This is a genomic window from Bifidobacterium felsineum (assembly GCF_002802915.1).
GTDB classification, from domain to species: domain Bacteria; phylum Actinomycetota; class Actinomycetes; order Actinomycetales; family Bifidobacteriaceae; genus Bifidobacterium; species Bifidobacterium felsineum.
Genome location: NZ_PEBJ01000006.1, coordinates 1 through 14,806, shown reverse-complemented (window position 1 = coordinate 14,806; position 14,806 = coordinate 1). Strand labels below are relative to the sequence as shown.

The window sequence follows — 14,806 nt, the reverse complement described above, 5'->3', positions numbered from 1 at the left end:
CCAGCAATTACGGACTTGCCTACGGCAAGACTCAACCTGCCCTCACTCGACTATCGTCTCGTTCGGGGCTCGCCTACAGACAGTCCACTGGACTGTCTGCTTAACGGCTCGCCCAGACCGCCGCATCCGGATCGTCGTCCGGGTTGTAGCCGGCGTCGCCGTAGGTGTATTCGTCGTCCACCACACCGGAATCGGCTTCGGCGTTGAGCTCGTCGAGGTCCTTCTTGTCGAGCTTGTACTTGGGCAGCACGTTGTCGATGTAGCTGGTCACGGCCTCGGCCATCGGCACATCATGGCCGGCCTTTTCGGCGAGGAACCAGCGGTGATCGAGCACCTCGTGGAAGAACTGGGCGGGTTCGATCTGCGAGCGGTATTCACGCGGAATCATGCGCACGGTCGGCTCGTACACCTCGCGCATCCAGTCGGTGGCCACGATCTCCAACTCATCGCCGTCACGCCAAGTGGAGGCGCGGTAGGCATCGAGATCGTTGAGCAGACGGCGGGCCTGGTTCTCCTGCACATCGAGACCGGTCAGGCGCAGCAGCTTGCGGTTGGCGTAGCCGGCATCCACCACACGTGGACGGACCAGCACACGCTTGCCGTCCTCGGCGGTCTTCATTTCCAGCTCGTCCACGTCAAAACCGAGCTCGTTGAGCTTGTTGACGCGCTGCTCGATCTTCCACATCTCATCCGGGCCGAACTTGTCGGTGTCGGTCAAGGCGCTCCACAGCGAGTGGTAGCGATCGACCAAACGGTTGCCGACCTCAATCTCGTCCACATCACTCGGCAGTAAACGGCCGGACGCCAAATCCATCAGCTCGCCGATGATGTTCGTGCGGGCAAGGTCGATATCGTATTCGCGCTGTCCATCAGTCAGCTGCACCTGCAAATCACCGGTTTCGGCATCCACCAAGAAGGCGGAGAATGCATCGGCATCACGCAGGAACAGCACGTTAGACAGGGACACATCGCCCCAGTAGAAGCCGGCCAAATGCAGTCGGACCATCAGCACGGCGAGCGCATCAATCAGTCGCTCGGCAGTGTCGTGCTGCAGATTGCGAGCGAACAGTGCACGGTACGGCAGGGAGAACTTCAGGTGACGGGTCACCAGAATGGCTTCGAGCGGCTCGCCGTTCTTATCATGGCGACCAGTGACTACAGCGATCGGGGTGACTGTCGGCAGTTCGAGCTTCTGCAGTCGGCGCAGGATCTCGTATTCTCGCTCGGCCACCTGACGGGTGATTTCCTTCATGGCGTAGACTTCGTCGCCCACATGCACGAAACGCACCACGTGGCGGGAGATGCCTCGCGGCAGGTTGGCGAGCAGGTCTTCAGGCCATGTGGCCAGCGGTTTATGCCACGGCAGCGTGAACATCTTCGGGTTCGAGCTGGCGGCGGTGATCTTCAGCGCCTGCGGCTCGGAGGAGTTGGCGTGTTCGTCTTCGGCCTTTACAGAGGTGGCCTTCAACGCGCGCGGATCCATCTGGGGCAGATTAGTTACTTCCATGGCACTCCATCGTACTGAATTCAGGGGAACTGCTAGTTGTCATTATAGAAGCGGCACAGCATAGGCAAAAAGAAAAGCCCCGCAGCTGTGCAGGGCTTTTCCAACGAGGTCATAAGAGAGGAAGAGAATAACCTCGTTTAATGGTTGACGAAGCGGTTAGACCTCGCCAAGTATCTACTAGTTCAGACGCAGCTCGGTCGACGGAGCGAACAGGTGCATCTTGGCCGGGTCGATCTTGATCTTCACGGTTGCACCGACCTTCGGGAGCGCACGCGGGTTCACACGAATCGTGGTGAGCTTGTTCTGGTCGGACATAACCTGGGAAGCCTCAGCGGCGGAGCCATCGGTGATGATGTTGCCGTAGATGTAGCCGTCGGAACCCAGATCCTCGACGTTCACAACCTTCAGGGAGAAGGCGTTCGGATCGTCGGAAGCAGCCAGGCTTGCGTCCTCAGGACGGAAGCCGACCACAATCTGGCCGTTGTCTTCAGCGGTGAGCTTGTTGACAGCCTCAGCCGGCAGATCCACGGTGTCCTCGCCGATCTTTGCCTTGCCGTTGACCACCGGGTGGGTGTTCAGGTTCATCGACGGGGAGCCGATGAAGCCGGCGACGAAGACGTTGGCCGGACGATCGTACAGCTCGGTCGGAGCGCCGACCTGCTGCAGGATGCCGAGCTTGATGACGGCGATGCGATCGCCCATGGTCAGAGCCTCAGTCTGATCGTGGGTCACGTACAGGGTGGTGACACCCAGCTGACGCTGCAGAGCGGCGATCTGGGTACGGGTCTGGACACGAAGCTTTGCATCGAGGTTGGAGAGCGGCTCATCCATGAGGAAGACCTTCGGCTCACGAACGATTGCACGGCCCATAGCAACACGCTGACGCTGACCACCGGACAGAGCCTTCGGCTTGCGGTCGAGGTACTCGGTCAGGTCGAGGATCTCAGCGGCCTTCTCGACGCGCTTGCGAATCTCTTCCTTCGGAGTGCCGGCGATCTTCAGAGCGAAGCCCATGTTGTCGGCGACGGTCATGTGCGGGTACAGAGCGTAGTTCTGGAACACCATTGCGATGTCGCGGTCCTTCGGCTGCATCGTGGTGACGTCCTTGCCACCGATGAGGATGCGGCCCTTGTTGACCTCTTCCAGTCCGGCGAGCATACGAAGGGTCGTAGACTTACCGCAGCCAGAAGGACCAACGAGGACGAGGAACTCGCCATCCTTGATATCAAGATTCAGATCATCCACAGAGGGCTTGTCGTTGCCCGGGTAGATACGAGTGACGTGGTCGAATACGACTTCTGCCATAATTTCAATCCTTTCAGAGGCAGGTACGTGCCTCACGATCCGTTGTAAAGGGATTTGTTTCCTTTTGCTTCTACCCACAACACCGACTACACAACGTCGCTTCTCGGAACTGCAAGCTTCAGCGTTTACTTTTTCCGGTTCAGTGAAGGTTCTCTTCGTTGAGCCAAGAATCACTATACACGGGTCAGGTACAAAAACAAGGGCACGAGTGCGAAATATTTCACAGCGCGTGTCGCGAAGGACTCCTTCCGACGGTTCCGGCACATACTCTACCTGCATGTTTCACGACATGTTTCACGCGTGATCCCAGGAACCTAGCGCGGAGGCGGCGATAGCGGTAAACAGCGACACGGCGAGACCCGGCGTTAGGCTTGAACCATGGAACATGAGCCGTTGGTCAGCATCATCATCCCGGTCTACAAGGTCGAGCAGTTCCTCGACGCCTGCGTGGCGAGCGTCGCCGCGCAAACCTACCGCAATCTCGAAATCCTGCTCGTGGACGATGGCTCGCCGGACTCCTGCCCCGCAATGTGCGACGCATGGGCAGCCAAAGATTCACGTGTGCGCGTCATTCACAAGACCAACGGCGGGCTCTCGGACGCTCGCAACGCCGGCATCAAGCAGGCCACCGGCTCTTACATATACTTCGCCGACTCCGATGACACTGTGGCTCCCACACTGGTGGAGGATTGCCTCGAGGCCATGCGCGAATACGATGCCGACCTCGTGATGTTCCAGTTCGACACCATCTCCGAAAGCGGCAAGACACTGCTCTCCAACTATCGGCACAACGACTTCTCAAAAGTGCAAATCCTCACCCCGGTCGAGGCCATCAAAAAGCAGGTCAAAGCTGAGATTGATGGCTACTTCTGGGCATTCCTCGCCCCTGCGCGCACCTACCAGAACACCGGATTTTCTTTCCCGGTGGGCCGCAAAATCGAGGATCTCTCACGCATCTGCAATGTGATCGGCGAAGCCACACGCGTGGTGCGCATTCCGAAGGTGCTCTACCACTACCGCATGCGCGAAGGTTCGATCACCGCCAGCTGGGATCCGAAGCTCACACGTGACTGGACCAAAGCCGCCGACGATCGTGAAGCATATATTGTTGAGCGCTTCCCTGAACTCAAAGGCTTCATGACGCTGCAGCAGCTCAATTTCTTCGCGAACCTCGACTATGAGACGATTCGCCAGTCACTCATCGCCGGCCTCAAAATCGACCCTGAAGATGCCGATGCGATTCGCCGTCATATCGAAAGGCTCTCCAAGACCGCCAGCGAAAGCGACGAACCAATCCCGGATACGTTGCGCGAACTGCTTGGATTGCTGAAGCTCGGCGTGGCCAAGTTCGCGGACAATGCCGTGGACGCGCTGGCGGCAACGCCCGATGCCGAAGCAAATGAAACTTCCATGTGGCTGCCACTCACCAAAGAGCAGATCGCCGAGCGATTCCGTGATATGCGCGAGGATTGGCGTCAGCTGCGCATCCAACACATCGAACAGGCCGAGGAACGCAAGGACGAGCGTAAAGCGGAGCGGATCGCCGCCCGCAACGGCGTCACGTTTGAACAGGAGTAGCTTCTATCGGGCTATGGAGGCAACTAGCACTCACCTTGCCGTGTGGTATCTCGCTTGACAGGGGTACATTGAGACTTATCAAAATATCTATCTGCTTTATGAGGGGTACTTCATCCAGTAGAAGCACCCCCTGCCTCGGCAGCATTGTACCGTTTTAGGCCCATGCCTACTTGGATCAGTACCCTTTACAGAGCAGATAGATCTCCGAGAACCGCCAAATGTACCCCTGCCAAGCGAGATAGACCCATATACAAGTCCACCAGATAAGATGGCAGGCAGTGGAATCATGACGGGAGGGTTTGGTCATGCGCGATATCAGGGTTGGGGTGGTCGAAGATGATCCGCAAGCCTGCCAACGGGTGCTCGATTATCTGAATCAGTATCAGAGCGAAACCGGCACGCAGTTCACGATTTCCGTATTCGACGACGGCGAGCAGATCGTGGAAAAATACACGCCAACCTACGATATTCTGCTGCTGGACATCGAAATGCAGCATATGGACGGCATGGCCGCAGCCCGCAAAATTCGCGAGCGCGACAATTCCGTGGTAATCGTGTTCATCACCGCCGCCCCGCAGTATGCCATTAATGGCTACGAGGTACAGGCGCTCTCCTATTTGCTGAAGCCGGTCCCCTATTTCGCATTCCGGCAGGAAATCAAGCGCTCGATTGACATGGTGCGTCGCCGCACGGATGAAGCGCTGCTCATTGAGGCAGGCGGCAAACAGATGCGCGTGGAGCTTTCCGATGTGCTGTATATCGAGTCGATTCGCCACACAATCATTGTGCATACGCAGAGCGGCAAACTTTCAGTGACCGGCACCTTGAAGGACTTCGAGGAACGGCTGGCCGATCAGAACTTCTTCCGTTCGAATTCCTGTTATCTGGTGAATCTGCACCATGTGACAGGTGTGGATGGGCAGGACTGCGTGATGTCGAACGGCGAGACGCTGCGCGTAAGCCGTCCGCGCAAGAAGGCGTTCCTGACAGCGCTGACTGACTACATGGGCATGGGTGCTCTCTGATGGATGGCACCACGATAACCAATGCGCTGCCTGATATCCCGCGCCTCTACACCGCCTTGTGCGAGTGGCTGGCCTGCATGGTGTACATTCTTGCCATCTACCGGCGGGTTTCCCGGCAACGTACGGCCGCAGTCAGTGCCGTTGGCTTGGCGGGTATGATCGCCATCCAGTATCTCGATGGCGCGATGCCACTGTGGTTTTGGGTGATCGGCATGCTGCTGGCATTCGGCGGCATGTGGGCGATAGTGCGATTCGCTGCCGGCACAGGAAATCGCGAAGGATTGTATATTGCTGCGCGCGCGTTTGTATTGGCGGAACTGGTCGCTTCACTGCACTGGCAGCTGGTGACGTTCCTGCAATATGGGCTTGGGCTGCCGCCACGGGAACCATTTGCCACGCTGGTACTCATCGGCACGTATGCTATCGCGTTCGCTGCCGCATGGCTGGCGGAACGCGGCAACTTCGCGCATGATGCGCCGACCAGCACCACATGGCAGCTGTCAGTGGGAACATTGGCCATCACCATCACGACGTTCGCCATGAGCAACTTGAGTTTCATCTCCACCAATACCCCATTCTCCGGCACTGTGGGTCAGGAGGTGTTCTATATCCGCACACTGGTGGACTTCTGCGGATTCGCGATTCTCTACGCGCAGCAGGAGCAGGCTCGACGTATGGCCGCGAACGCGGAACTGGCATCCATCAATGCACAATTGGCGAGCCAGCATCAGGAGTATCTGGCGTCCAAGGAAAACATCGAATCCATTGGACGGCTGGCCCATGATCTGAAGCATCAGATTGCGGCATTGCGAGCAGAGGTCGATCCGGAACATGCCGCCGCAGGATTTGAGCAGTTGGAGGCTTCAGTGGCGGCGGCGAGCGCCCAGCAGCATTCCGGCAATCCGGTATTGGACGTGATTCTGACCTCGAAGATGCGCACCTGCGCGGATCGAGGCATTACACTCACCGCTGTGGCGGACGGCAAACTGTTGGACGGCATGTCTTCAATGGACATTGCTTCACTGTTCGGAAACGCGCTGGATAATGCGATCGAAGCGACCAGCAAACTGCCGGATAAGCAGCAGCGTTTGATTCGCTTGGCCCTGTATGGGCAAGGGCAGTTCACGGTGATTCGTGTGGAGAATTATTACGATTCCGCGCTGAAGAAAGATTCAACCGGCGCTTTGCGCACGACGAAGCGTGATGCTTCGCGGCATGGGTTCGGTGTGAAGTCGATCCGTCACATCGCCGCACAGTACGGCGGCGAAGTGACGATTCGTACCGAAGACCATTGGTTTATTCTGACCGCGTTGATTCCACGGTAGACATCAGAAGTCCCAATCGTCGTCGTCGGTTTCCTCGGCCTTGCCCATCACGTAGGAGGAGCCGGAACCGGAGAAGAAGTCGTGGTTTTCGTCGGCGTTCGGGCTCAGAGCAGCCAGGATCGCGGGGTTCACGTCGCAGATCTCCGCCGGGAAGAGCGCCGGGTAGCCGAGGTTCATCAGCGCCTTGTTGGCGTTGTAGTGCAGGAACTTTTCGACATCCTCGACCAAACCGACACCGCTGTACAGGGACTCGGTGTAGCCCACCTCGTTGTCGTACAGCTCGTTGAGCAGATCGTAGGTGTAGTCCTGCAGATCGGCGCGTTCGGCGTCGGTCAGCTGAGCGATGCCCTTCTGGTACTTGTAGCCGATGTAGTAGCCGTGCACAGCCTCGTCGCGGATGATGAGGCGAATCACGTCGGCGGTGTTGGTGAGCTTGGCATGCGCGGAGAAGTACATCGGCAGGTAGAAGCCGGAGTAGAAGAGGAAGGACTCGAGCAGCGTGGAGGCCACTTTGCGCTTGTACGGGTTATCGCCCTCGTAGTAGTCAAGCACGATCTCGGCCTTCTTCTGCAGGAACTCGTTCTGCTCGCTCCAGTCGAATGCGGCATCGATCTGCTCGGTGGAGCACAGGGTGGAGAAGATCGAGGAGTAGGACTTGGCGTGTACGGATTCCATGAACGCAATGTTCGTGTACACGGCTTCCTCATGCGGGGTGAGCGCATCCGGAATCAGGGAGACTGCGCCGACCGTGCCCTGGATGGTGTCGAGCAGGGTGAGGCCGGTGAACACGCGCATGGTGAGCGTGTGCTCCTCTTCGCTCATCTGCTGCCAGGACGGGATGTCGTTGGAAACCGGAACCTTTTCAGGCAGCCAGAAGTTGCCGGTCAGGCGGTCCCAGACCTCAAGGTCCTTCTCGTCTTCCAAACGGTTCCAGTTGATGGCGGAAACGCGATCAATAAGCTTCAGCGGCTTACGCGGAATAGAAATCGGTGGCATGGTTCTTTGTTCCTTTTTACGATTGGCGCGGTAGGTTGAAGGACGTGTTGTCCGACACGCTCCAGGCCGCTCTGGCCAAGTCTTTACGGTCTGACAACACGTCCTTCAACCCACCGCTTGCCTGTCATAGATGATTATCGAATGTACGTTTCAGCGGGCGGAATCGTGAATGATGAGTGCGGAGGCCGCCGTCTGAGGCCGAAGGCGTACGAAGGTACGTCGAGAGCCGAAGAAAGGCGGCATACGCTCCATCATTCGCGATTCTGTCAGAGCATGCAGGAGACGCAGCCTTGAACCTCAGTGCCTTCGAGGGCCTGCTGGCGGATGCGGATGTAGTACAGGGTCTTGATGCCCTTGCGCCAAGCGTAGATCTGAGCCTTGTTGAGGTCGCGGGTGGTGGCAGTGTCCGGGAAGAACAGCGTCAAAGAGAGACCCTGATCAACGTGCTGGGTGGCTTCGGCATAGGTGTCGACGATGGCCTTCCAACCAATCTCGTAGGCATCCTTGTAGTACTCAAGGTTGCTGTTGGTCATGTAGGCCGCTGGATAGTAGACGCGCCCGATCTTGCCTTCCTTGCGGATCTCGATCTTGGATGCGATCGGATGGATCGAGCTCGTGGAGTGGTTGATGTAGGAGATCGATCCGGTGGGCGGCACGGCCTGCAGGTTCTGGTTGTAAATGCCGTCCTTGATGATGTCGGCCTGCAGCGCCTGCCAGTCGGCCACGGTCGGGATGACGATGCCGAACTTGGCGAACAGCTCGCGCACGCGGGCGGTACGCGGCTCCAGGGAGCGACGGCCGTCGGTGTATTTGTCGAAGTAGTTGCCCTGGCCGGCCGGCTTGGCGTAGTCGGAGGTCGGGAAGCTCTTGAATGCCTGGCCGTGTTCCACAGCAAGCTTGTGGGAGGCTCGGTAGGCGTGGTAGGCCACGGTCATGAAGTACATGTCCGTGAAATCAAGGCCTTCTTCGGAGCCGTACATAATGCCTTCGCGGGCCAGGAAGCCGTGCAGGTTCATCTGGCCCAGGCCGATGGCGTGGCCTTCCTCGTTGGCGCGGCGGATGGATGGCACGGCGTTGATGCTGGTGTGCTCGGCCACCGAGGTGAGCGCGCGAATCGCGGTCTCCACGGTGTGGGCCAGACCGCCGTCCATCGCCTTGGCGATGTTGAGGGAGCCGAGGTTGCAGGAGATGTCGCGGCCGACGTGCTTGTAGGTCAGGTCTTCGTTGTATTCGCTGGGCTCCTGCACCTGCAGGATTTCGGAGCACAGGTTCGACATGGTCACGCGGCCCTCGATCGGGTTGGCGCGGTTGACCGTATCCTCGAACACGATGTACGGATAGCCGGATTCGAACTGCAGTTCGGCGATGGTGGTGAAGAACTTGCGGGCGTCGATATAGGTCTTCTTGATGCGATCGTCCGCAACCATTTCCTCATAATGCTCGGAAATGGCGATGTCGGCGAACGGCTTGCCGTAGACGCGTTCCACATCGTAGGGGCTGAACAGGGCCATCCGCTCCTTGCGCTTGGCCAGTTCGAAGGTGATGTCCGGAATCACCACGCCAAGTGCCAGGGACTTGATGCGGATCTTCTCGTCGGCGTTCTCGCGCTTGGTATCGAGGAATCGCAGGATATCCGGGTGATGAGCGCTCAGGTACACTGCACCGGCGCCTTGGCGGGCACCGAGCTGATTGGCGTAGGAGAACGCATCCTCCAGGAGCTTCATGACCGGAATCACGCCGCTGGACTGGTTCTCGATGTGCTTGATCGGAGCGCCGAGCTCGCGCAGGTTGCTCAGCAGCAGGGCGACGCCGCCGCCGCGCTTGGACAACTGCAGAGCCGCGTTGATGCCGCGGGAGATGGACTCCATGTTGTCTTCGATGCGCACGAGGAAGCAGCTGACCGGCTCGCCGCGCTGGGCCTTACCGAGGTTCAGGAAGGTGGGGGTTGCGGGCTGGAAGCGGCCGGCGAGCATTTCATCGGCGTATTCGATGGCCTGTGCCTCGTCGCCGGCGGCGAGTTCCAATGCCACTGCGGCGCAACGCTGCGGGAAGTCTTCGAGGTAGCGCTTACCGTCGAAGGTCTTCAGCGCGTAGGACGTGTAGAACTTGAAGGCGCCGAGGAAGGTGCCGAATTCGAATCCGGCGGATTCCACGTGTGCGTAAAAGCGATCGAGGAATTCGGCAGAGTACTGGGCGAACACTGCAGGGTTGTAGTACTGGTTGTCGATCAGGAACTTCAGTCGCTCTGCCGTGCTCGGGAAGGTCACCGTATTGGCGGCCACGTGGTTGGTCACGTAGGCGCGCTCGGCGGCCTTGTCTTTGTCGAATTGGATTTGACCGTTGGAGTCGTACAGATTGAGCATCGCGTTCAGCGCATGGTAATCGTGCGCGGGATCGGTGGGCTCAGCAGCATGCGACGTGTTGTCGAGGGCCAGTTCGGTATTGGTGAAATCGGTCATAGTTGGGTTGTGGTCCTTGCAATATTGCGGAACAGTAGAGAAAAGTCGATTACTTGGCCGTGAAGAACTTCACGAGGCCGTTTTTCACGGCGGCGGTGTCTTCCGGAGTGCCCATCAACTCGAATTTGTAGAGGAACGGCACGTGGCATTTGGTGGAGATGATGTCTCCCGCAGCGCAATAGGCCTCACCAAAGTTGGTATTGCCGGATGCGATGACACCGCGAATCCATGCACGATTGTCCGGGTCGTTCAGGAAGCGCTTGACTTGGATCGGCACAGCTTTTTTAATCACGCCTCCACCGTAGGTAGGCACCATGATGACATACGGTTCGCGCACGTTCAGTGCCGGCTCGGAAGCTTTCAACGGCACACGGTACACGTTGATGCCTTCGTCTTGGAATCGGCAGCCGGCCACGAATCGTGCGGTGTTCTCGGAGGCGGAGGAGAAATAGACCAGCGCGCCTATCGGAGCGCCTTGTGCAGCGAATTCCGGCGTGCTGACAGTATTCTCAGTATTCCCGACGTTTCCGGCCTGATTGATGGGCGCAACCGCTGCGGCTGCGTCGTGCTGCGTCACGCGGCCACCGGTGCGGCAGCGGCCTGCTTGGCGACTTCGCGAATCAGATCCGGGCGGTAACCAGTCCAGGAGTTATCCGGCGTAATGACGACTGGTGCCTGCTGGAAGCCAGCGGCCTGCAGCTGCTCAAGGGTGGAGGGGTTTTCCGTCAGGTCCACGGTTTCAAACGGCACGCCCAACTTGGTGAACTGGCGCTTGGTGGCCTCGCATTGCGGGCAATGCGGCTTGGTGAACACGGTGACGGTCATAGCAACTCCCCTTTTGGCAGCAATGTGAATGAAAGCGAATGCCATCTTACAACCATGTGATTTGCAATCAAGCCACTACGTGTAGTGGCGTGTTGCGCGTTGCATCACTAGATATAGTGTTCTACCTTGATTTTCCGCCATTTATTGCGAGCCTGGTCCAGGGATTGTTTTCTGCGGTGTGGCGCGGCTCACATTTGCTCTACTGCTCATCATCAATAGATTGGCCGGCGACGTTCGAGGAGCAACGTCGCCGGCCAATCAGCGGAAGGAGTGGTCAGAAAGCATTATTGTGAGTTAGTGCTTTATGTACCTCACTTGTTCTTGGGCATAATCCAGAACTTGAGCAATGGGTAGCTCACCACCACGGCCAGCAGTGTATTGACCACAGAGGCTATAGTGCCGGCCACGCCAGCGTTCATGCCCCAGCCCTGGCACAGGGAGGTCACGTAGCCCGGCAGCACAAGGTTCACCACCACGATGACCACAGCCAGGATGGCGTACTTCCAGGCGGCATCCTTGAAGCTGGAGTCGGATTTGAACACCCACTTCATCTGCACGAAGAAGTTCACCACTTGGGCGATTACCTCGGCGAAGAGGAAGGTGAGGAAGCCGCCGAGACCGTTGCCGGATTCCGGGTAGTTGAAGATGAGGAAATGGAACGGCGTGGTGATGCCAAGACCTGCCACGAAAATCGCCGTGCCAATCCACGTGACCACGAAGCGCGAAATGGTGGAGATGTTCGAGAGCACATTGAACAGGATGAATTCCCAAATGGTGGGGTGGTCCTTGATCCACTGGCGAATCGGGCCGAGCTTCTTCTCACCGGCAGCGGGCGCGGTGTTGGTGTCAGTCATTGTTGAGCTCCTTTGCAGTGCGCTTGTTGGCGGATTGGTTGCGGAAGTAGCCGGCAATCAGGCCACCAAGTCCGCGGAAGGTATGACCGTTGGCGATCTTGACGATGGCGTCCACCATGGTTGAATCGATCATGCCCTGAGTCATTTTGCTCATGGCTCGCGGCGGCATATTGAGGATGAAGAGCGTATTGAGGTCGGGGGCGCCGGTCTTTTGGCGCACGGAGACCTCACGCTTAGTCAATGTTTTGGCAATGGTTCGGGCAACGAATCCGCGCGAATCAACCCAACTGGAGATGGGATCGTTCACGCCGAACGTCGTGGGCTTACCGGAAGCGATGACTTCATGGCCGAAGAGTGTGGCCATTTCGGCATCGGTGACATGCTTGACATCGCCCGTCAGGTAGTGGCCCAGTGCCGCGTTTGCCGGGGCTGCGTCCACATCGCCGGCAACCGCGAATGGCGTGCTCAGCGGCAGTTCCTCGGCATTCGTGCCCACAGACAGGGTCCAGATGCCAGATTCGGTGGCCCAACGGTTGGCCGCAACATCGAAATGACGGAAGGTGTATCGATCGAATTCGATTCGCACGGTCTTGGATTCATGTGCGCCGAGCTCAACCTTGGCGAAGCCCTTGAGTTCGCGAGCAGGGCGCAGCACACCAGCACCGCCTTCTTCGGCGCGGGATGGACCGGTGACGTACAACTGCGCAACGGTAGCGCCCGGTACATCGGAATCATTGGTGATGGTGAACTGCACACCGGTTTCGTCGGCGGTAAGATCACTGTACGTGAAGCTGGAATAGCTCAGTCCATAACCGAACGGGAAGCGTACGGGAACGTGCGCGGTTTCGTAGTACCGGTAGCCGACGAACGGGCCTTCGCGATAGATGGCGTCGCGGCCCACGGCCGGGTACCAGCCTGAGGATGGGCAATCGTCATAGCGGAGTGGCCAAGTCTCGGCCAAGTGGCCGGAGGGGTTGACTTGGCCGGTCAGCGCGCGCACGGTGGCGGAAGCGCCAGCCTGTCCGGAGAGACCCACGTACAGCACGGATGCCACATCATCAAACCATGGCAATTCAACCGGAGAACCAGCCACCAGCACCACGATAACCGGCTTGCCAGTGGCAGTCAGGGCGTTGACAAGATCGTTCTGCGCCTGCGGAATGGCCATAGTGGAGCGATCGAGGCCTTCGGACTCGCTACGCTCATCGAGGCCGATGACGGCCACCACAGCATCCGTATCGGACTGTGCGGCAAGTGCAGCAGCTTCGGTGACCAGCGTCGGGTTGATGGCACCCTGACGGTCATAGCCCTGCGCATAGCCGGTTACGGTTACGCCGGTCGTCTCAGCGGCGGCTTTGAGTTCGTCGAGAATATTCTCTTCACGGGTGGCGTTCACCTTGGATGAGCCAGAGCCCTGGAAGCGCGGGGTCTTGGCCATATCGCCCACCACGGCCACGCGCGTGCCGGACTTCAGCGGCAATGCTGCGTTCATGTTCTTGAGCAGCACGGAAGAGCCTTCAGCCATCTTGCGGGCCACTGCGTGGTGTGCGGCGACGATGGCATCATCGAGCAAATCGTCGCGGCCGACGCCTTCGGCACGGGTCAGACGAGCAATCTTGGCCACTTCTGCTGCACGAGCGTTGATATCGGCTTCAGAAAGCGTGCCGGCATTGACCGCACCTTCAAGTTCGCGCACGGAGGTGTAGCCCGGGGACGGCATCTCGAGGGAACCGCCAGCCTTGACCGCAGCTACGGCAGAGTTGGAGCCGCCCCAGTCAGAGACGACCATGCCGTCGAAGCCCCATTCGTTGCGCAGAATATCCTGCAGTAGATGCTTGTTTTCGTGCGCATAGACGCCATTGATCTCGTTGTAGGAGGTCATGATGGTCATCGGCGCGGCCTCGCGCACGGCGATTTCAAAACCGGTCAGGTAGATTTCGCGCATCGTGCGCTCGTCGATAACACTGTTGGAGGCTTGGCGACGCAGCTCCTGGCTGTTAACCGCGAAATGCTTGGGGCACGCGGACACACCATTGGATTGGATGCCGCGAATCAGACCGGCGGCCATACGCCCCGCCACAATCGGGTCCTCGGAATAGTACTCGAAGTTGCGCCCGCACAGCGGGTTGCGCTTGATGTTGAGACCCGGCCCCAGCAGCACATTCACATCAAGATCGTGAGCTTCCTTGCCAAGCGCTTCACCCATTTCCTCCGCAAGCTCAGGATCCCAAGAATTGGCCACCGTTCCCGCAGTCGGGAAACACGTGGCTGGCTTGGAGGCGCCCAGACCCAGGTGATCGCCTTCGCCGAGCTGGCGACGCACACCATGAGGTCCGTCGCTCATAACAAAGCTGGGAATACCTGCACGCTCATTACCGCGCGAATCCCATTCGGAACCGCCGGAAAGCATCGCCGCTTTCTCGCCCACCGAAAGTTCTTCGAGTTCCATCTCGCACTCGTCCTTCCTTGCACTGTCATCGCGCTACAACCGCTGCGCATGACTATTGATTCAATAGCGATGTATCTGAGGTGACACCACTGTGACGTTCAGAATTCTCGCTGCTAGTTTGATTCAATCAGGTTCGTAAAGCGTATGTAGGGCCTATCACACAACCTGTCGTTTTGCTCGCACGATTGGTTGCTAAGAGTCGATAATGCAGACATTCATCGCTGGTCGCATAAGGAACGTTCCTGTGGCTTGTGATAAACAAAAAAAGACCTTACGGAAGTGGAGCTTCCGTAAGGTCCATGGTGCAAAAGCGTAATCCGGTGATAACGCCCGCGTTTCCTGTTGTGTTTGAATATGCGAGGGCCTCCGGGAGCTGTTGCTCGACCGGAGGTCCTTGATGAAAAATAATGCGGCGGTGTGCTACTCTCCCACACTCTGTCGGGTGCAGTACCATCGCCGTGCCAGGCCTTAGCTTCCGGGTTC

Annotated in this window: 11 protein-coding genes; 3 read left to right on the top strand and 8 right to left on the bottom strand. The window is 58.3% G+C overall.

Annotated features, from left to right (window positions below):
* Positions 1–100 precede the first annotated feature (100 nt).
* Both CSQ86_RS09065 and CSQ86_RS09060 read right to left on the bottom strand, forming a co-directional pair.
* Positions 101–1,507 carry a DUF4032 domain-containing protein gene (locus CSQ86_RS09065; protein WP_100494818.1) on the bottom strand — a complete coding sequence of 469 codons (1,407 nt, stop codon included), beginning with the start codon at positions 1,505–1,507 and terminating at the stop codon, positions 101–103.
* 177 nt (positions 1,508–1,684) lie between these two features.
* Positions 1,685–2,812 (bottom strand): ABC transporter ATP-binding protein, encoded by a 1,128-nt coding sequence (locus tag CSQ86_RS09060; protein WP_034535199.1) that lies wholly within the window; start codon positions 2,810–2,812, stop codon positions 1,685–1,687.
* Positions 2,813–3,190: 378 nt separating this feature from the next.
* Here CSQ86_RS09060 and CSQ86_RS09055 point away from each other — a divergent pair, with 378 nt between their 5' ends.
* From CSQ86_RS09055 to CSQ86_RS09045, 3 genes are all read left to right on the top strand, one after another.
* On the top strand, positions 3,191–4,390 hold the full coding sequence (locus CSQ86_RS09055; protein ID WP_165773835.1) for a glycosyltransferase family 2 protein: 1,200 nt from the start codon (positions 3,191–3,193) through the stop codon (positions 4,388–4,390).
* Between the two features lie 305 nt (positions 4,391–4,695).
* A complete protein-coding gene (locus tag CSQ86_RS09050; protein ID WP_100494817.1) occupies positions 4,696–5,415 on the top strand; it encodes a LytR/AlgR family response regulator transcription factor in 720 nt (239 codons plus the stop codon).
* A complete protein-coding gene (locus CSQ86_RS09045) occupies positions 5,415–6,740 on the top strand; it encodes an ATP-binding protein (protein WP_100494816.1) in 1,326 nt (441 codons plus the stop codon). The genes CSQ86_RS09050 and CSQ86_RS09045 overlap by 1 nt, the downstream gene beginning before the upstream one ends.
* A 3-nt stretch (positions 6,741–6,743) precedes the next feature.
* Here the strand turns inward: CSQ86_RS09045 and nrdF are convergent, their stop codons facing one another.
* The 6 genes from nrdF to gluB form a co-directional block, all read right to left on the bottom strand.
* Positions 6,744–7,736 carry a class 1b ribonucleoside-diphosphate reductase subunit beta gene (gene nrdF / locus CSQ86_RS09040; RefSeq protein WP_033889497.1) on the bottom strand — a complete coding sequence of 331 codons (993 nt, stop codon included), beginning with the start codon at positions 7,734–7,736 and terminating at the stop codon, positions 6,744–6,746.
* 266 nt (positions 7,737–8,002) lie between these two features.
* On the bottom strand, positions 8,003–10,195 hold the full coding sequence (gene nrdE, locus CSQ86_RS09035; RefSeq protein WP_100494815.1) for a class 1b ribonucleoside-diphosphate reductase subunit alpha: 2,193 nt from the start codon (positions 10,193–10,195) through the stop codon (positions 8,003–8,005).
* A gap of 49 nt (positions 10,196–10,244) precedes the next feature.
* Positions 10,245–10,736: a class Ib ribonucleoside-diphosphate reductase assembly flavoprotein NrdI gene (gene nrdI / locus CSQ86_RS09030; protein ID WP_420838157.1), complete on the bottom strand. Its 492-nt coding sequence runs from the start codon at positions 10,734–10,736 to the stop codon at positions 10,245–10,247.
* Positions 10,737–10,768: 32 nt separating this feature from the next.
* Entirely contained in the window at positions 10,769–11,020 is a 252-nt protein-coding gene (locus tag CSQ86_RS09025; RefSeq protein WP_165773834.1) for a glutaredoxin family protein, read from the bottom strand.
* A 311-nt stretch (positions 11,021–11,331) separates the two neighbouring features.
* Positions 11,332–11,874, bottom strand: coding sequence for a GtrA family protein (locus CSQ86_RS09020; RefSeq protein WP_100494813.1), 543 nt, complete (start codon positions 11,872–11,874; stop codon positions 11,332–11,334).
* On the bottom strand, positions 11,867–14,323 hold the full coding sequence (gluB, locus tag CSQ86_RS09015; RefSeq protein ID WP_100494812.1) for a beta-glucosidase GluB: 2,457 nt from the start codon (positions 14,321–14,323) through the stop codon (positions 11,867–11,869). The genes CSQ86_RS09020 and gluB overlap by 8 nt, the downstream gene beginning before the upstream one ends.
* Between the last annotated feature and the right edge of the window lie 483 nt (positions 14,324–14,806).